The sequence below is a fragment of the Luminiphilus sp. nBUS_16 genome (assembly GCF_051201645.1).
Lineage (GTDB): Bacteria > Pseudomonadota > Gammaproteobacteria > Pseudomonadales > Halieaceae > Luminiphilus.
This window is the reverse complement of the sequence record NZ_CP179205.1, coordinates 2,806,877-2,824,592: the sequence shown is the minus strand read 5'-3', so window position 1 is coordinate 2,824,592 and position 17,716 is coordinate 2,806,877. Positions and strand designations below refer to the sequence as shown.

The window sequence follows — 17,716 nt, the reverse complement described above, 5'->3', positions numbered from 1 at the left end:
TCTTAGTCGGTGCTTTTTTAACGGCGGCCTTCACAGCGGCCTTCTTAGTCGGTGCTTTTTTAACGGCGGCCTTCACAGCGGCCTTCTTAGTCGGTGCTTTTTTAACGGCGGCCTTTACAGCGGCCTTCTTAGTTGGTGCTTTTTTAACGGCGGCCTTCTTAGTCGGTGCCTTTTTGGCGGCAGCCTTTTTAGCCGGTGCTTTCGCGGCTACTTTTTTGGCGGCTGCTTTTGCGGCAGGCTTCTTTGCGGCGACTTTTTTCGCCGGCGCCTTCTTGGCGACGGGGCTCTTTGACTTGCTCTTGCTCGAGGGCTTCTTAGGAGCCGCAGTTTTTGTAGCAGATTTTTTCGCCGCTACTTTAGTCTTGGCTTTGGATTTTTTGGTGGCCATGGCAAGTTACCTGATTACCGAGTTGTTTATAGAGGCAGTCTAAACACCGCAAAAAGGACTGCGTGTGGGAGGCTTCTACAGCACGCTCCTGCAACGGGGTCGGGAAGCTACCAGATTAGTGGCGTTCATGCCACTGAATTTACCATCACTGCTCGTGGCACAATTAGCAAATCGGTAAGGAAAAGCTGAAGATATGGCGTGGCATTGGGCTTTTGATCAATTGCAACAGGGTACGTTGCAGCGGCGGTACAAGCGCTTCCTCGCCGATGTGCAGTTAACAAGTGGCGAGATTGTCGTAGCGCATTGCCCTAATACGGGCGCAATGCGTGGGTGTCAGCAGCCAGGCTCCACAGTATGGATATCACGTAGTGATAACCCCAAGCGCAAGCTGCCCTGGACTCTTGAGCTGGTTGAAGACAATGCCAGTTTGGTATGTGTGCACTCGGCTTTGGCAAATTCCGTGGCAGAGGCCGCATTAAAAGAGGGTGTTTTTCCTCAACTGTCGGGTTTTGATAGGCTGCAGCGTGAGGTGAAGTTAGGGGCCAACACCCGGCTAGATTTTAAGCTCGAAGCTGGAGCTGGCCCAATATGGGTAGAGGTTAAAGCGGTGTCTTGGTGCGTCGGCGGCGGATTAGGGCAGTTTCCTGATGCGGTGAGTGTCAGAGCGCTCAAGCATGTGCAAGAGCTGGCTAACCTTGTTAGTGCCGATTGCCGCGCGGCTTTAATATTTTGCGCTTTTCATTCAGGAATCCAGCGAATTGCGCCAGCCGCGGAGGTCGATCCGGCGTATGCAGAGGCCCTGGCCTGTGCTGTTAAGGCAGGTGTAGAGGTTTACGGGCTGGGTTTGGAAATCTCGCCGCAGGGTCTGCGCGCAACGCGACCCATCGCTATAGAGGAATGTGATCTTGGTAACAGATGACGCTAACGCTGCTCGGCCCTCTGCACTCTGTGCTGTGGGCCTAAGCTGTGAAGGCCTAGAAAATTTACCGGGGGTAGGGCTGGCCAGCAACTCGGCAGCAGCAGCATTGAAGCGACTGATGAAAAGAGCCAAAAACACAGGCTTAAACCTGTCGGTTGCATCAGGGTATCGTGATTATGGGCGGCAATTGGCCATTTTCAATGCCAAAATGCGCGGCGAACGTCCGGTCTACGGCGATACGGGAGCGTTAATATCAAAGCAAACGCGCTCAAGTGATGAGTGGCTTCACGCCATCCTCCGGTACTCAGCTTTGCCCGGTACTTCCAGACATCACTGGGGAACAGATTTCGATATTTGGGATCCCTCTGCGGTGTCTACAGGATATGCACTTCAGCTGCACGCCAGTGAATATACTGACGATGGACCTTTCGCCCCGCTGTCTGACTGGCTGACATCATTAATTAGCAAGGATGATGCTGAGGGATTTTATCGGCCTTACACCGGGGAGGCCGGTGGCGTTGCCCCTGAGCCGTGGCATTTGAGCCACCGCCCCAGTGCCCGAGGTTTTCAATCTCTCGTGGACAATGCGCCACTGATTGAGTTGTGGTCAGGACGAGCTAATAGCTTGTGTCAGCAAGGGGATTTCGAGGCCCTTTTAGGCCTCGAAGAGGTGGAACTTCAATTTGACGCCATAATGGCGCGATACGTTAGAAGTTATTGGGTCTAGCCTGAGGCTTGAGGTTGTGTCTACGACCCAGGCTACTGCCACTCCCTAAAAGTGGGCTTATTCGCTTGTTTGCAATAAATGCCCGTAGTGGTTTTGATAATCCTGCTGCGAGGCGGCAATCACCTTGAGCGCCTCTTCACGACCGTAAACTCCGTCAACTCGTATCTCAACGTTTTTACCGGGGATCATTTTATAGGTCGAAAAGTAGTGCTGAAGCCGTTCGGTCTTAATGGGCGGTAGGTCACTTATATCGTTGACTTCCCCCCAAATGTTATCACCTTCTAGCACCGCAATAATTTTGTCATCAGCCTCGCCCTCATCAATCATTTGAATTCCCCCAACAACCCTTGCGTTGAGGAGGATGTCGGCGCGGGTTATTAGACGCTCTGAAAAAATACAGATATCCAAGGGGTCACCATCTGCAACGTCGGCATGGGCACAACGGGCCGCTACCTCCTCGGCACAGTAGGTTCGAGGAATAAAGCCATAGAGCGCTGGGGGTGTTGCTGTTGTCCGCTGAGGGCGATCGACCACCAAGAATCCGGTGCTCTTGTCGAGTTCATACTTGACAGTATCGCTGGGTAGCATCTCGATATAAGCCCGCACAATGCCGGGTTCAACGCCTTCAGGTATGGGTTCAAGGCCATGCCAGGGGTGGCGTCTATATGCTGAGAAAGGTTCGTCGGTATACATCTGTCGGGGCCTCCTGCCCGGGGTTTAAAAAAGGTTTTTGGTAATATCCACCGCGCCTTGAGCACGTCCGAATTTAACTGCAAGGCACAGTTAATCCAGAGGTCTCATGGAGGGCGGCAGTTTTACATTTTGGTGCAGCGGATTATAGCTGCAGTTCGAACCCTTGGGCGAGCCGTTTTGTGACAGGTAGGTTTTTGAGCGTCGTATAAATTGGCATCCCCCCTTTGTATCGAGGGTACGCTTCACCTTGAACCAGAGGTTCAAAATAAGCGTGCCCCAAGGGGCTGACGCCAAAGCCATCGCGGCTTATGAACTTTCGAGGCACTCTCTTCTCTCGGTTGGCAACCTGTTTAAGGGAGGCTTCTCCAATCCGCCAGCGATAGCGTTTGCTAGGATCACGGACGATGGTTGGCATTACAGCGTTTTTTCCTGCCAAGGCCATTTCGACCGCTGCTTCTCCTACAGCGTAGGCTTGGTCGACATCTGTTTGGCTGGCGATATGACGTGCAGCCCGTTGCAGATAGTCAGAGACGGCCCAATGGTACTTATAGCCCAAGCGGCTTTTTATCAGATTGGCCAAGGTGGGTGCCAAGCCTCCTAGCTGTGCATGACCAAAAGCGTCACGTGCGCCACTATCACTAAGAAATCGGCCGTCAGCGGTCTGTGCACCTTCAGAAGCAACGATGACGCAGTAGCCGCAGCGATCCACAGTCTTCTGAACTTTGGCGAGAAATTTTTTCTCATCAAACGCGATTTCGGGAAACAGGATGACGTGGGGCGCTTCGCTCGCTTCGGTCTCTGCTAAGCAGGAAGCCCCGGCAATCCACCCTGCGTGACGCCCCATCACTTCGAGGATAAAAACCTTTGTTGATGTTTCGCACATAGAAGCCACGTCTAAGGCCGCCTCTCGGGTAGATATGGCGACATATTTTGCAACTGAACCAAAGCCTGGTGAATTGTCAGTGCAGGGAAGATCATTGTCGATGGTCTTTGGAATATGAATGGCCTGCAGGTCGTAGCCCAGCTTTTGAGAGAGTTGGGACACTTTGAGGCAGGTATCTGCTGAATCGCCGCCACCGTTGTAAAAAAAATACCGGATGTTGTGGGCCTGAAAGACAGCAATCAGGCGCTCATATTCGGCTCGGCTATCCTCGAGGCTTCGCAGTTTGTATCGGCAAGACCCAAAAGCGCCAGCGGGAGTTGTCAACAAACCCCTAATGGCGGCTTTCGTTTCCTTGCTCGTATCGATGAGATCCTCGCGCAGCGCCCCCACAATGCCATTGCGGCCTGCGTAGACTTTGCCGATAGCATCTTTCCTTTTTGCAGCAGCTTCTAGTACCCCGCAAGCGGAAGCGTTGATAACCGGTGTAACGCCACCAGATTGTGCATAAAATGCATTAGCTTTAGGCATAGAGATGTCTTGGGTCAGGAATCAGGTTGCTTAAAGTAGTGTGCTGGGCGGCTTAGTGCAATCCCCGTGCTAAGCTATATTTATTAACGGAGTTTGCTGTGGCACAACACATTCACATTGTCGGTATCTGTGGCACGTTCATGGGTGGTGTGGCCCTACTGGCTCGACAACTGGGCTATCAAGTGTCGGGTTCAGACGCCAATGTGTACCCGCCAATGAGTCAACAGTTGGCCGACGCGGGAATCGTGCTCACTGAGGGGTTCTCTGCAGAAAATCTCCAGCCGAGGCCTGATTTGGTGGTCATGGGCAATGCGCTCTCCAGAGGAAACCCAGAAGTCGAGGCGGTGTTGGACTTGGGTTTGCCCTACGTCTCTGGGCCGCAATGGTTAGGTGAAAATGTGCTTGCAGGGCGCTGGGTGATCGCAGTATCGGGTACCCACGGAAAGACCACCACCACCAGCATGCTGGCTTGGATTTTAGAATGTGCAGGGATGGAGCCCGGTTTTCTCGTTGGTGGCGTCCCCGGTAACTTTGGACAGTCTGCCCGTCTCGGACAGTCAGATTTTTTTGTTGTGGAGGCTGACGAGTACGACACAGCGTTTTTTGATAAACGATCAAAGTTTGTGCACTACAAGCCACGCACCTTAGTGATGGCAAACCTTGAGTACGATCATGCCGATATCTTTCCTGATTTGGCCGCAATCGAAACCCAGTTTCATCACCTTATCCGCTGTGTGCCCAGTCAAGGGCTTATCATTCACGGAGACGTGCCGGCGATTGAGCGGGTGTTCTCAAAGGGTGTTTGGACGCCGCGCCAAAGTTTTGGTAACCAAGCAAGCAACTCATGGAGTGTGCGGGCTTTATCGGCGGCGGGGGAGCAGTTTGAAGTGTCCTCTCCTGCGGGCGCCGTGGAGGTGATCAACTGGTCCTTGATTGGAGCGCACAACCTTTTGAATGCATGCGCTGCGATCGCCGCAGCACACCATGCCGGTGTGCCTCTAGACATTGCTGCTCGCGCATTAGAGGGGTTTACCGGTGTAAAACGACGACTTGAGCTTCGAGGGACACCGGCGGGAATAGCGGTTTATGACGATTTTGCCCATCATCCAACAGCTATTGCGCTGACTCTGCAGGCAATGCGTCAGCGTCTAGGTAAGAAGTCAGGTCGCTTGTTTGCCGTCGTTGAGCCACGATCTGCGACCATGAGAGATGGCCACCATCAAGCTGCACTAGCTGCTGCCACCGCTGAAGCTGATGCGGTATTTTGGTACGAACCTCCGGGTTTGTCGTGGTCTCTTAAAGACCTCGTCGCTGATAGAGCAGAACATTCGGTGTGGCGGCGAATTGATGGATTAATTGATGCCATTGCGGGAGCCGCACAATCTGGGGATGTTTTGGTCGTAATGAGCAATGGAGGTTTTGGTGGAATTCATGAAAAACTGCTGCAGCGCTTGGGCGCAACTGCGGCAACAGGCTGACCTTTTTTACTATGATTGAGTCTTACTTTCGTCAGATTACCAGCAGAGCGTGGTTAGTTCTCCTTTTCTTCGGTCTGCTAGTGACCCTCGCGGGTGGTCAGCTGGGGAAAATTCGGTTGGACGCATCTTCGGACTCTTTGCTGTTACAGGGAGACCCTGACCTGGCTTTTTTTCGGGAGACGAGTCGCCACTACGCGTCAAGCGAGTTTCTTATTCTCACGTGGCGACCTGCGGGAGATTTATTGGCAGCCAGCTCCCTAGAACCTCTTGCGGCTATGGTAACGGCCTTGCGAGAAATTCCCGGAGTCTCATCGGTAACCAGCATACTGGACGTTCCTTTGCTGGAAAGCCCGCCTTTGAGCCTCACGGATCTATCCGAGGCAGAGCAACTGCCTACCCTCCGCGACCCCGCAGTGGATACCGGCCTTGCTTTTGAAGAGTTTACGACCAGTCCGGTTTATCGGGATCTATTAGTGGGCGCTGCGGGGGATGTCAGCGCTATTCAGGTCAGTTTGGCGACTGATCCGAGTGGCCCACTGCTCCTAGATGAACGTGAAGCTCTGCGTGGTCGAGCGCTGGTAGAGCAATTAGATCCCATAGCGACGTCGCGTCTGCAGGAGGTTGAAGTGCTCTATGACGCTTTTTTAGCGGTTGAAGGCGAACGGCGCAGTGAGCTGGTAGCGGAGGTGCGAGCTGTTGCTGAGCAGTTTAAAAGTCACGCTGAGATTTTTGTGGGTGGGGTGCCCATGATCGCCGCCGATATGATTGATTTCATTCGCGCTGATTTGGTTGTTTTTGGCATTGCGATTATCGGCATTATGACGCTGGTGCTGGGTATCATTTTTCGTGACTGGCGCTGGGTTGTTATTCCCATCCTTAATTGTTCGATGACTGCGACAATCATGTTGGGTTTGCTAGGTTTTTTGGACTGGCGAATGAGCGTGATTTCGTCAAATTTTGTCGCTGTCCTTTTGATTATTACCCTGTCTTTGTCGGTGCACGTCGTAGTCCGTTACCGAGAGTTGGAGCAGGTAAGTCCAGATGAAAATCGTCGACGACGCGCTGCGAGTGCCGCGCAACTGATGCTAATACCCTGTGGTTACACGGCGTTGACGACTATCGTTGCTTTCGCGTCTTTGATGGTTGCGGGCATTCAGCCGGTGATTGATTTCGGTCTCATGATGACGGTGGGTATTGTGTTCGCGTTTGTCACTACTTTTATGTTGGTGCCGGCACTGATTACTTTACTGCCCGCGCCAAAAAGAATTATTCCCTCCTCCCTTAATAGTGGAATGACAGTTCGATTTGCCGGCTGGGTTGAACGATATGGCCTGGCGGTGCTGGTATTTTCAGGTGTTTTAGTCCTGCTTGTCGCTGTTGGTATCTCTCGGTTAAAGGTAGAAAACCGATTTATTGATTATTTCAAAGAGAGCACTGAGATCTATCAAGGCATGGAATTACTGGACGCACGACTAGGGGGCACGATTCCGCTGGATATCGTGCTCTATCCGCCACACGAGGAGTCGGCGGACACTGCTGCTGTCGGGAGTGTTGATACGGCGGAGCTGCAGCAGCTTGACGCTGGCGCAGCCACGGATATGGGTGGTCTATCAGATACTTTTGCAGACGATCCCTTTGGTGATGATGACTTTGGCGATGACGGCTTTGGTGGTGGTGACTTCTTTGCTGAGGCGGGTAGTGTTGCGCCTTCCTATTGGTTTTCACCTCAGGGGCGCGATCTTCTGGATCAGGCTCACCGGTTAGTTGAGGCTCGCACGGAAACGGGCAAGGTGCTCTCTTTATCGACGGCGTTTGAGGTGATGGATGGTTTGTACGGAGCGCCCTTGGGGGCTATTGAGCTGGCCCTCGTGCAAAACAGTATGCCGGAAGATGTCGCCGCTACACTAGTAAGGCCTTATTTTTATCCCGACACCGATGAGGCACGGATCTCGGTTAGAGCAAAAGAAACCAGCAAGGATTTGAAGCGGGATCAATTTCTTAGGGAGTTGCGCCGGGAGTTGGTAGAAACGCTTAACATCGAACCAGAGCGTGTGCAGTTTACGTCTTTGCTGGTGCTATACAACAATGTACTGCAAAGCCTTTTTAAGTCTCAGATTCTAACCTTGGGCGTTGTATTCTTAGTGATAGGGTTGATGTTTTGGGTGCTATTTCGCTCTCTACCGTTGGCGTTATTGGCCTTGGCTCCAAACGTTTTGGCCGCGGGCCTGGTGTTGGGGGTGATGGGGCTTTTGGGGATTCCCCTCGATATCATGACTATTACAATTGCAGCCATTGTGGTGGGTATCGGGGTGGACGATTGTATTCACTATATTCATCGCTTTCGCAGCGAATTTACGATCGACCAAAGCTATCATGCAGCCATGCACCGCAGTCACGGCAGTATTGGTAGGGCGATGTATTACACAACGCTTACTGTGATGGTGGGATTTTCTTTACTGACACTCTCAAATTTTACCCCTAGCTTGTATTTTGGGTTGTTGACCGATCTGGCGATGATCGCAGCGGTTGCGGGAGCGCTACTGTTGTTGCCCAAGCTTATATTGGTGTTTCGGCCGCTTGGACCTGAAGGTGGTCGATGAAACTTTTGCGTGTCGTGCCGGCTGTGGTGCTTGCTGTATAGCACCCGGAATAGCACGCCCATTCTTTGGTATGCCACAGGGCAAACCCCCGGGCACGCCTTGTGTTCACCTTGATGCGCAGCGGGGCTGTGCCCTTTTCAAAGACGCCAGGAGGCCGGCGGTGTGCGGTGACTTCAAACCTCATGCGGATGTCTGTGGTGACAGTGCCGAGCAAGCGTTAGAGTTATTGAACCATTTGGAAAGCGCCAGCCGCCCTGAGAGTCCATTATGACTGAGATACCGCTCTTCCCTTTATCTTCGGCCCTCGTGCCCTACGGTTACATGCCGCTTCAAATATTTGAGCAACGATATTTGGACATGGTGGCAGCTTGCATGCGCACGGACACCGGATTTGGCGTTGTCTGGTTGCGTCAGGGATCTGAGGTCAGTGGCGGCTCGCAAACCACCCCAGATGTTGGAGACTATGGCACCCACGCTCGAATTACCGATTTTGATCAACTGCCTAACGGCCTGCTGGGAATTACTATTCGAGGAGAGGAGAGGTTCGATATTGCGGAGGTTTGGCGTGATCCCTCGGGTTTGATTCGGTCTCGGGTAAGTATGGAGGGGCGTTTAGAGCCAGCGCCCATGACCGACGAGTGGCGTTCTCTTGAGGTCGTTCTGCGTGGTTTGGAGTCCCATCCGCATATCCAGCGAATGAACTTAACGATTGATTACAACAACGCCTGGGAGGTGGCCTTCAATCTGATCCAGTTGCTGCCTTTTGATGAGTCCATTAAGTATGAGTTGCTCGGTATGGCAACACTGAATGAGTTGATTGTAGAGCTAGATATATTACTCAACCAGATTTCAGGTGAAGAAGGATGATTTTGGAGATAGCGCGGGATTTGTTAAGTTCTACTCATGAGATAAACCGGAGACAGTAGCTATGTACGATTTAATCATCAGAGGTGGCACCGTCGTAGACGGGTCTGGCGACACGCCCTTTACAGCGGATGTGGCTGTCAAAGATGGCCTGATCGCGGCAGTAGGACAGGATTTGGGCGCTGCGGCCAAAGAGATCAACGCGGCGGGCTGCTATGTAACTCCGGGTTTTGTCGATATTCATACGCATTACGATGGTCAGGCCACCTGGGATCAGGAAATGGCGCCGTCGGCTTGGCACGGCATTACCACCGTGGTGATGGGTAACTGTGGGGTGGGTTTTGCCCCGGCAGCAAAGGACCGGCACGATTGGCTGATCGGTTTGATGGAGGGCGTTGAGGATATTCCGGGGTCAGCCTTGTCCGAGGGTATGAAGTGGAACTGGGAGTCTTTTCCTGAGTATCTCGACGCATTGGAGGCCCTTCCCAGAAGTATAGATATAGCGACTCAGGTGCCCCATGGTGCCGTTCGAGCTTACGTAATGGGTGATCGCGGAGCCGCCAACGAAGCACCTACTGAAACAGACATCGCGCGTATGTCGGCCATCGTTGAAGAAGGTTTACGAGCCGGAGCGCTGGGGTTTTCGACCTCACGCACGGTGTTGCACAAATCAGTCGACGGCGAGTTGGTGCCTGGGACGACGGCGACACCAGAGGAGCTTGTTGGTATAGGGCGAGCGATGGGTAGAGTGGGTTATGGCGTCTTCGAGCTGTCAAGCGACCTGATGCCCGAGTGGAATGAATTTGAGTGGATGGGTGACCTGAGCCGAGAGACAGGCTTGCCAGTAAGTTTCACAGCATTGCAGTCTCCCATAAAGGCTATGGCTCTCGAACACCAACTCGCCTCAATGCGGGATGAGAATGCTCGGGGAGCACATCTTGTGGCGCAGATTGCGTTACGGGGTACCGGGTTGATTCTGGGTTGGCAGGCGACTTTTCATCCCTTTTCCTTTAAACCCAGTTGGTTGGCTATTAAGGATCTCACTTGGCCTGAGCAGCTCGAGAAGCTCAAAGATTCAAAATTCAAAGAGCAGTTGTTGGCTGAGGAGCCCGATTTACCCGAAACAGATCTCAAACTGTTATTGGAGCTTATGATTGCTGCTTTCCAAATGCAGTACCCAATGACTGAAGGTTTCGACTACGAACCCACCGCTAAAGATTCAATTGCTGCGCTTGCAGAAGAGGCGGGCATGTCACCTGAGGCGTTTGCCTACGACGCCATGATGGCCAATGAGGGGCAGGGTTTTATCTATTTTCCGCTACTCAATTACGCTGACGGCAATCTTGATTTTCTGGAGCCGATTCTCGCATCCGATGATTGCGTTAACTCTTTGTCTGATGGCGGCGCACATTGTGGGACGATTTGCGATGCCGCGGCGACCACTTTTTTATTGCAACACTGGGTGCGTGATCGAGACAGAGGTCGCATACCCATTGAGCAGGCCATTCGACGCCAGTGTGCTAGCACGGCACAGCTTTACGGGCTCAATGACCGTGGTCTAATTTCTGAGGGGTACCTGGCCGATCTCAATGTCATTGATCTTGATGCTTTGGGGTTGAGCCAGCCTTGGGTCGCCCATGACCTGCCCGCGGGCGGCATGCGCCTGTTGCAGGACGCCAAGGGCTATAAAGCGACGATCAAGTCAGGGGTGTTGACCTTTAGCGATGGTAAGTTCCACGACCAGTATCCGGGGTCGCTTATTCGTGGCCCTCAGGAATCGCCGGCCACTGCCAGCCACCGAGTCGCTGCCACTGATTAACAATGCAGCAGAAAAGCTCGGCGGTTTTAGTCGCATCATAGGCGGCTGAGTGGGCTTCGCTATTATTGAAATCGATGCCGGCTCGCCGGCAAGCTTGTGCCAGTACCGTGTGCCCAAATGCGAGCCCCGCTAAGGTTGCGGTATCGAAATGTGAGAAGGGATGAAAGGGGTTGCGCTTAAGATCGCATCGAAGGCTGGCACTGTTAATGAAGCCAGCATCAAAGTGCGCATTGTGTCCTACCAATATGGCCCTGGTGCATCCTGCGTCCCGCACCTCCTTGCGAATCCGGGTGAAGAGCTCACCTAGCGCGATAGCTTCAGGCAACGCGGCGCGAAGGGGGTTCTCGGGGTCTATGCCTGTAAATTCAAGCGCAGACGGCTCCATGTTGGCGCCTTCAAAGGGCTCTACGTTAAAGCTGAGGGTGTCACCCAAGACAACTTCGCCTCGGTCGTCCACGTGGATCAGTGTGGCGGCGACCTCCAGCAGAGCGTCAGTTGCAGCATTAAAACCGCCAGTTTCTACATCTACGATCACGGGTAGAAAGCCTCTGAAGCGATCTCGCATCGAGAAGTCGCTCTCTGCTGTCACGTTACCAGCTCCCAGCGCAACATTTCGCCGGCACGAATAGGAATGACCACATCATCCTTGCCCAGGGACAACTGTGTCGGTACTGCATTGGCCTTCTGTACCAGCGTAATTGTCCCGTCGTTGCGAGGTAATCTGTAAAAATCAGCACCAAAGTGACTCGCAAATCCCTCCAGTTGGTCCAGTGCACCCTCGGCTTCAAAGACCTCGGCGTAGAGCTCCATCGCCGCATGGCCGGTGTAGCAACCGGCACAGCCGCAGCTGGATTCTTTGTCTGAACGGACATGGGGTGCTGAATCTGTGCCGAGAAAAAAACGGGGGTTGCCAGAGGTTGCGGCTCGGCAAAGCGCCATTCGATGTTGATCGCGTTTAAGGATTGGTAAACAGAAGAAATGGGGTCGAATTCCACCCACCAGCATGTCGTTTCGATTGTACAGTAGGTGGTGTGCAGTAATAGTGGCCGCGACACCGTCTCGTGCCGCCACAACAAAGGCAACGGCTTCTTCGGTGGTAATGTGCTCGAAGATAACTCGCAAACCCGGAAAGTGCTCAACCAGCGGGCCCAGGTGCTGATCGATGAATATTTTTTCACGATCAAAAATATCAATATCTGAGTCTGTGACCTCGCCGTGAATCAGCAGCGGAACATCATGCTTTTCCATGGCCTCAAAGACCGGGTAAAGACGGGATAGATCGTTAACACCTGCGGCGGAGTTTGTTGTGGCGCCCGCGGGATAGAGTTTAATGGCGTGTACCGTTGATGACGCAGCGATTTTAGCCACTTCTTCAGCCGAGGTATTGTCCGTAAGGTAGAGGGTCATCAGCGGATCAAAATGTCGATTCTCTGGCGTTAACGCGTTAATGATTCGCTCGCGGTAAGCGTCGGCGGCTGCAACATCGACCACGGGGGGGGAGAGGTTGGGCATAACTACTGCGCGACGGGCCCATCGAGCAATATCATTGGCGGTCCTCTCCAAGGCGGATCCGTCTCTGAGGTGAACATGCCAGTCGTCTGGCTGAGTGATAGTAAGTTTTTTCATGGCTAGCTCCGTACCTGGCCGTAAGTCTATCAGGGGTATGCTGGGCAAGCTCACACTCTAGGCGTAAACTTGTCACCTCTTTCCCTTCATTGTCTTAAAGGTTGTGTGTTCATGTCTGTCAATAAAGTCGTACTTGCCTACTCTGGCGGTCTCGATACCTCGGTTATTGTTCGTTGGTTGCAGGAGACCTACGACTGCGAGGTCGTTACCTTTACCGCTGATATTGGTCAAGGCGAAGAGGTTGAACCCGCCAGAGCAAAAGCGCAGGCACTGGGTATTAAGGAAATATTCATCGATGATTTGCGGGAAGAGTTTGTCCGAGATTTTGTTTACCCCATGTTCCGCGCCAATACCATTTATGAAGGCGAGTATCTGCTTGGCACGTCTATAGCCAGACCGCTTATTGCCAAAAGGCTGGTTGAGATCGCCAATGAAACCGGTGCAGATGCTATTTCCCACGGTGCTACGGGGAAGGGAAATGACCAGATTCGATTCGAATTGGGCGCTTATGCCTTAAAGCCCGGTATTCAGATTATCGCTCCTTGGCGGGAGTGGGATCTGGGGTCGCGAGAATCATTAATGGCCTACTGCGAGCAGCGAGCGATACCGGTTGATTTTTCAGGGGCCTCAAAAAAATCGCCCTATTCTATGGATGCCAATCTCCTGCATATTTCCTACGAGGGAGGGGTGCTTGAGGACCCGTGGGCTGACGCCGAAGAGTCGATGTGGCGCTGGACCGTCAGCCCCGAGTCGGCGCCTGATCAGGGTGAGGAGATAACCCTGAGTTTTAGCCGTGGCGATATCACGGCCATTGACGGAGTCGCCCACACCCCGGCGGAGGTGCTTGCCTTATTAAATCAACGCGGCGGTGCCCACGGCATTGGACGTGCAGATATCGTTGAGAACCGTTACGTGGGGATGAAGTCTAGGGGCTGCTATGAGACCCCGGGCGGCACCATCATGCTGCGCGCTCACCGGGCGATGGAGTCGATTACGCTTGATCGCGAGGCAATGCACCTTAAAGATGAACTGATGCCTCGATACGCTAAACTCATTTACAACGGCTACTGGTGGTCACCAGAGCGGCTTATGTTGCAGTCAGCCATCGACGATAGTCAGCGCTGGGTGAATGGCGACGTTCGGTTACGTTTGTACAAAGGTAACGTGACAGTTTTGGGTCGGCGATCTGACGATTCATTATTTGATGAAAGTATTGCCACCTTCGAAGACGATGCAGGCGCATACAATCAACAGGACGCTGAGGGGTTTATCAAGCTCAATGCACTGCGAATGCGTATTGCGGCGCAAAAAGGCCGATCACAGCACTAGCGCCGCGGTGATGGGTGTCTGGAAATCACCCGCTCCTGTCCTTGGATGACCCCACAGAGGCGCGCCACTATGGTCTAATTCTCGGGTGAGTAAACCCGAACATAGAATATCGAGGTAAAGGTATGGAAAGCACCGTCGGGACAAGCAAGGCATTTTCTGAAGAGTCCGCGTATTTCGATGTCATCGTAGTGGGCGCTGGTTTGTCAGGTATTGGCGCTGGAGTGCGTTTGCAGCGTGATTGCCCGGATTCATCTTTTGCGATTATTGAGCGCAGAGAGGCTATTGGTGGGACCTGGGATATATTCCGATACCCTGGCATTCGCTCCGACAGCGACATGCACACTTTGGGTTATGACTTTAAACCGTGGTCAGCGGAAAAGGCGATTGCCGATGGGACCTCCATCCGCGAGTACGTGAATGCCACTGCAGATGAATACGGTGTTCGAGAGCATATTCGGTTTCAGCATCAACTTAAGTCAGCGAACTGGCATAGCGAGCTTGGCCAGTGGGTTTTGTCCGTCGAGTCAGCAGGCGCCATGGTGGAGTACCGTTGTAATGTGTTGCTCATGTGTGCGGGGTACTACAGCTATGACTCGGGGTATCAGCCTGAGTTTCCTGGCAAAGATAGTTTTGACGGTACTTGGGTGCACCCGCAGTTTTGGCCTCAAGATCTCGACTACAGTAATAAAAAAGTCGTGGTGATTGGCTCGGGGGCGACGGCTATGACGCTAGTGCCCAATATGGCGTCAACCGCAAAGCATGTGACCATGCTGCAGCGCTCACCCACCTACGTCATTTCGCGCCCCTCTATTGATGCTGGGGCGAACTGGCTGCGCAGGCACCTGCCCGAAAAACTGGCCTACGCCTTGACCCGTTGGCGCAACACGGTGTGGCAGCAGTTTTTTTACGGCCTATCCCGGGTGGCCCCAAGTATTTTGCGGCGTAGCTTACTCAAGAAGGTGAAATCAGAGGTTGGCGATATTCTGGATGTCGAAAAACACTTTACACCCGACTACAACCCTTGGGACCAGCGGCTGTGTTTGGTTCCTGACGATGATCTATTTGAAGTGCTTAAATCGGGAAAAGCCGATGTCGTTACCGACCACATTGCGCTGATTGATGCCAAGGGTATCTCGCTTAAGTCAGGCCAACATCTAGAGGCCGATATCATCGTCTCTGCTACCGGCCTAAATCTGTTGGTTCTCGGCGGTGCTGAATTCTCGGTAGATGGCGAACCGGTGGACTTCTCTAAGGAGTGGACCTACAAAGGCATGATGTGTTCCAACGTGCCGAACATGATTCAGACCTTTGGTTACATCAACGCCTCTTGGACGCTGCGGGCCGATTTGATCGCGCACTGGACAACTCGCGTGGTGAATCACTTGAAGGCGACGGGCAACTCCCAGTTCACTCCTCGCATTTCATCCGCACTGGCACAATCCATGCCTAAGCGCTTATGGATTGATAATTTTTCAGCGGGCTATATGCAGCGGGTGATGCACCTGTTTCCAAAGCAAGGTGATCAGAGTCCGTGGGTAAATCCACAGAACTTTCGCAAGGATCGACAAATGTTCCGCGATGAGCCACTTGAAGATGGTGCGCTGAGCTTTGAATCAGCGACCGGAGTGGATGCCAACGACGCGGTTGAAATCAAGAAGGCTAGCTAAACGTCGCATGAATAATTGGACATTGCAGGAGCAGACGATTTCTTGTCCCTACTGTGGAGAGGGCATTTCTGTTTTGCTTAACCCCGAGGATGTTGGGGTAGATTATATTGAGGATTGCCAGGTGTGCTGCAGGCCCATAGAGTTTCTGGTGACAGAAAACGAGCAGGGGGCGCTCGATGCGAGAGTTCAATCTGAGCTCGACTGTTGAGCGCGAGGCGGCTCAGCGGCTTTTAGGCACTGATGATGTGGGGGCGATGAGGAGGCTGCAGTTGGCACTGAAAAACTTGAATCAGTGGCTGTTTTTCATCGCGGGTCTGCTGGGCTTTGCGGCAGTAGCGGCCGATGACACCCTCGCTGGGATGGAATCCATCACGACAGAAGTTTTGATCAAATCAGATACATCTTGGAATGGCCACCCCCTCCCTTCTTACAGTTTGGGCGATCCTGAAATATCGGTGGTTCGCGTGACCATACCTGCTGGGGCTGCATTGCCTATGCACATACACCCCTATGCTACCGCTGGAGTTTTGTTACAGGGGCGCTTGGAGGTGAGGACACCTCAGGGGAAAACGTTAGAGGTCAATCCAGGGGATGGTGTTATCGAACTTGTAAACCAGCCCCATGGCGGCGTCAGTATAGGCGCTGAAGATGCCGTGATTTTGGTGGTTTACGCCGGTATTAAAGGTCAGCCGGTCACTGAGTTAGTGCTGGATTAATATTGCTGCTTCTGCGCTTTTTTTGTTGCGCAGCTGCAAATTAATCAACGAACCTGGCTAGTAGTGCTGATAGCGCCATGAGAATAAACAGCAGTGTGATGCTTAAGGCATTGGGTCGATGAAAAAGCCACTGATCCCGGCCAAGCAGTTTTTGCGTGACGGTTTTATTTAACAGAGGCTTCGGCCGTTCGGTTTGTAAGAGTAGTTGCCGGCTATTCCAGTCTTCAATCCATGGAATAACGCTCTCGGCAGGTTGCGCCCTACCCACAAACCAGCCCTGTACCTCGTCAACTTTGGCCCTTGCTACGGCCTCCCAGTCAGCACGGGTTTCCACGCCCTCGGCAACAACGTTTAAGCCCAGCCCGTGCCCAATGCGGACACTATTGCCCAGTAAAACAGCCGTCTCTTCTTTACCTGATGCGCCTGATACGAAGGATCGGTCAATTTTAAGTTCTGTGCAGGGCATGCGACTTAGCTGCAGAAGTGATGAGTAACCCGTGCCGAAGTCATCAAGAGAGACCCCTAAGCCTAGCTGTCTTAAGTGGGTGAGATTTTCCACTACCTTGCTAGCCGACCCCACCACTCGAGATTCTGTAATTTCAATAATTATCGAACTGGGTGCTAATTTATGACGCTCAAGCAGGTCTTGCAGCCAGGGAACAAAGTTATCGGAATCCAGTACTTCAACGGTAGCATTCACGGATACCTTGAGATTGAGGTTACTGCGCTTCCAACTGCTCAGCTCAATAATACTGTCAGAGATAAGCTTCCTCGTCAGCGGGATAATGACTTCAGATTCCTCTGCTGAGGGTATAAATACCCGTGGCGGTAACATCGAGCCGTCGGGTTCAACCCATCGCGCTAACGCTTCAAAGCCGGTTACGGCACCGTCAGCGATCCGCACTTTAGGTTGAAACCACGCCTGTATCTTTCCAGCATCAAGTGCCGAACTGACTTCCTCGGCAGACATGGGAGCACTGTCAACGCTGTTCTCATGGGATGCGGTAGTCAATCGCTCTACGACGGCTTCTAAGCGCTCCGGTGGGCAGGGTAGCGGCAGCACTGAAACTAGGTTCACGTTGAGGCGCCTGGCCTGTTGGTCTAATAACTGCGCATTTACCTCGCTATTAGCATCAAACATGACAAGGCTAGTATTGGGCTGATGGTTATCAATCAGCTCTAGCACGTCGCTGCTTAATTTACTGGGATTGCCAAGAATGATGACATCGTATCGTTTGGCGACTAAATACTGATGAAACTCAGATTCGCTGCAGGGTTGATAGTGGCCAGATAATGTTCGTCCCACCATCCTGCTTAGGCGGGTGCTTTGTGCCTGTGATTCGGCGATTACCAATACATCAATGTTATCCATAAGCACCATGGGCTTAAGATAGACCGCTAGTGATATATTTTGATACTACGAGCACGCTGCCACACTCCCAAAACACCAACTTTTCATTGGTAGCCGGTTACCGCTCA

Annotated in this window: 15 protein-coding genes; 10 read left to right on the top strand and 5 right to left on the bottom strand. The window is 52.6% G+C overall.

The genetic code is table 11. The annotated features are described in order from the left end of the window. Window positions 1-581: 581 nt before the first annotated feature. Window positions 582-1,307, top strand: a complete 726-nt coding sequence (gene sfsA, locus ACMAY6_RS12545; RefSeq protein WP_435212316.1) for a DNA/RNA nuclease SfsA — start codon at window positions 582-584, stop codon at window positions 1,305-1,307. Further along, on the top strand, window positions 1,294-2,034 hold the full coding sequence (locus ACMAY6_RS12540; RefSeq protein WP_435212314.1) for a M15 family metallopeptidase: 741 nt from the start codon (window positions 1,294-1,296) through the stop codon (window positions 2,032-2,034). The genes sfsA and ACMAY6_RS12540 overlap by 14 nt, the downstream gene beginning before the upstream one ends. A gap of 57 nt (window positions 2,035-2,091) precedes the next feature. Here ACMAY6_RS12540 and ACMAY6_RS12535 read toward each other — a convergent pair whose 3' ends face one another. Continuing rightward, window positions 2,092-2,727: an inorganic pyrophosphatase gene (locus ACMAY6_RS12535; RefSeq protein ID WP_435212313.1), complete on the bottom strand. Its 636-nt coding sequence runs from the start codon at window positions 2,725-2,727 to the stop codon at window positions 2,092-2,094. A gap of 142 nt (window positions 2,728-2,869) precedes the next feature. After that, window positions 2,870-4,138, bottom strand: a complete 1,269-nt coding sequence (locus tag ACMAY6_RS12530; RefSeq protein WP_435212309.1) for a 6-phosphofructokinase — start codon at window positions 4,136-4,138, stop codon at window positions 2,870-2,872. 98 nt (window positions 4,139-4,236) lie between these two features. On the opposite strand from ACMAY6_RS12530, the gene mpl reads away from it, so the two are divergent. The 4 genes from mpl to ACMAY6_RS12510 all read left to right on the top strand — a co-directional run bounded on the left by mpl (window position 4,237) and on the right by ACMAY6_RS12510 (window position 10,899). Then, complete coding sequence (gene mpl / locus ACMAY6_RS12525; RefSeq protein ID WP_435212307.1) at window positions 4,237-5,616, top strand: UDP-N-acetylmuramate:L-alanyl-gamma-D-glutamyl-meso-diaminopimelate ligase; 1,380 nt, start codon at window positions 4,237-4,239, stop codon at window positions 5,614-5,616. A gap of 11 nt (window positions 5,617-5,627) precedes the next feature. Next, window positions 5,628-8,216: an efflux RND transporter permease subunit gene (locus ACMAY6_RS12520; protein WP_435212305.1), complete on the top strand. Its 2,589-nt coding sequence runs from the start codon at window positions 5,628-5,630 to the stop codon at window positions 8,214-8,216. 267 nt (window positions 8,217-8,483) lie between these two features. Continuing rightward, complete coding sequence (locus ACMAY6_RS12515) at window positions 8,484-9,083, top strand: LON peptidase substrate-binding domain-containing protein (protein ID WP_435212303.1); 600 nt, start codon at window positions 8,484-8,486, stop codon at window positions 9,081-9,083. A gap of 61 nt (window positions 9,084-9,144) precedes the next feature. Then, complete coding sequence (locus ACMAY6_RS12510; protein WP_435212302.1) at window positions 9,145-10,899, top strand: N-acyl-D-amino-acid deacylase family protein; 1,755 nt, start codon at window positions 9,145-9,147, stop codon at window positions 10,897-10,899. Here ACMAY6_RS12510 and rnt read toward each other — a convergent pair. Next, on the bottom strand, window positions 10,838-11,464 hold the full coding sequence (rnt, locus tag ACMAY6_RS12505; RefSeq protein WP_435216029.1) for a ribonuclease T: 627 nt from the start codon (window positions 11,462-11,464) through the stop codon (window positions 10,838-10,840). The genes ACMAY6_RS12510 and rnt overlap by 62 nt on opposite strands. 20 nt (window positions 11,465-11,484) lie before the next feature. After that, window positions 11,485-12,525 carry a dihydroorotase gene (gene pyrC, locus ACMAY6_RS12500; protein ID WP_435212300.1) on the bottom strand — a complete coding sequence of 347 codons (1,041 nt, stop codon included), beginning with the start codon at window positions 12,523-12,525 and terminating at the stop codon, window positions 11,485-11,487. Window positions 12,526-12,636: 111 nt separating this feature from the next. Between pyrC and ACMAY6_RS12495 the strand changes: the two genes are divergently transcribed. The 4 genes from ACMAY6_RS12495 to ACMAY6_RS12480 all read left to right on the top strand — a co-directional run bounded on the left by ACMAY6_RS12495 (window position 12,637) and on the right by ACMAY6_RS12480 (window position 16,237). Continuing rightward, window positions 12,637-13,854, top strand: coding sequence for an argininosuccinate synthase (locus tag ACMAY6_RS12495; RefSeq protein WP_435212298.1), 1,218 nt, complete (start codon window positions 12,637-12,639; stop codon window positions 13,852-13,854). A gap of 122 nt (window positions 13,855-13,976) precedes the next feature. Beyond that, entirely contained in the window at window positions 13,977-15,521 is a 1,545-nt protein-coding gene (locus tag ACMAY6_RS12490; protein WP_435212297.1) for a flavin-containing monooxygenase, read from the top strand. Beyond that, window positions 15,484-15,729 (top strand): CPXCG motif-containing cysteine-rich protein, encoded by a 246-nt coding sequence (locus ACMAY6_RS12485; RefSeq protein ID WP_435216027.1) that lies wholly within the window; start codon window positions 15,484-15,486, stop codon window positions 15,727-15,729. The genes ACMAY6_RS12490 and ACMAY6_RS12485 overlap by 38 nt, the downstream gene beginning before the upstream one ends. Further along, complete coding sequence (locus ACMAY6_RS12480; protein ID WP_435212295.1) at window positions 15,698-16,237, top strand: cupin domain-containing protein; 540 nt, start codon at window positions 15,698-15,700, stop codon at window positions 16,235-16,237. The genes ACMAY6_RS12485 and ACMAY6_RS12480 overlap by 32 nt, the downstream gene beginning before the upstream one ends. A 40-nt stretch (window positions 16,238-16,277) precedes the next feature. Here ACMAY6_RS12480 and ACMAY6_RS12475 read toward each other — a convergent pair whose 3' ends face one another. Next, a complete protein-coding gene (locus ACMAY6_RS12475; protein WP_435212293.1) occupies window positions 16,278-17,609 on the bottom strand; it encodes an EAL domain-containing protein in 1,332 nt (443 codons plus the stop codon). Between the last annotated feature and the right edge of the window lie 107 nt (window positions 17,610-17,716).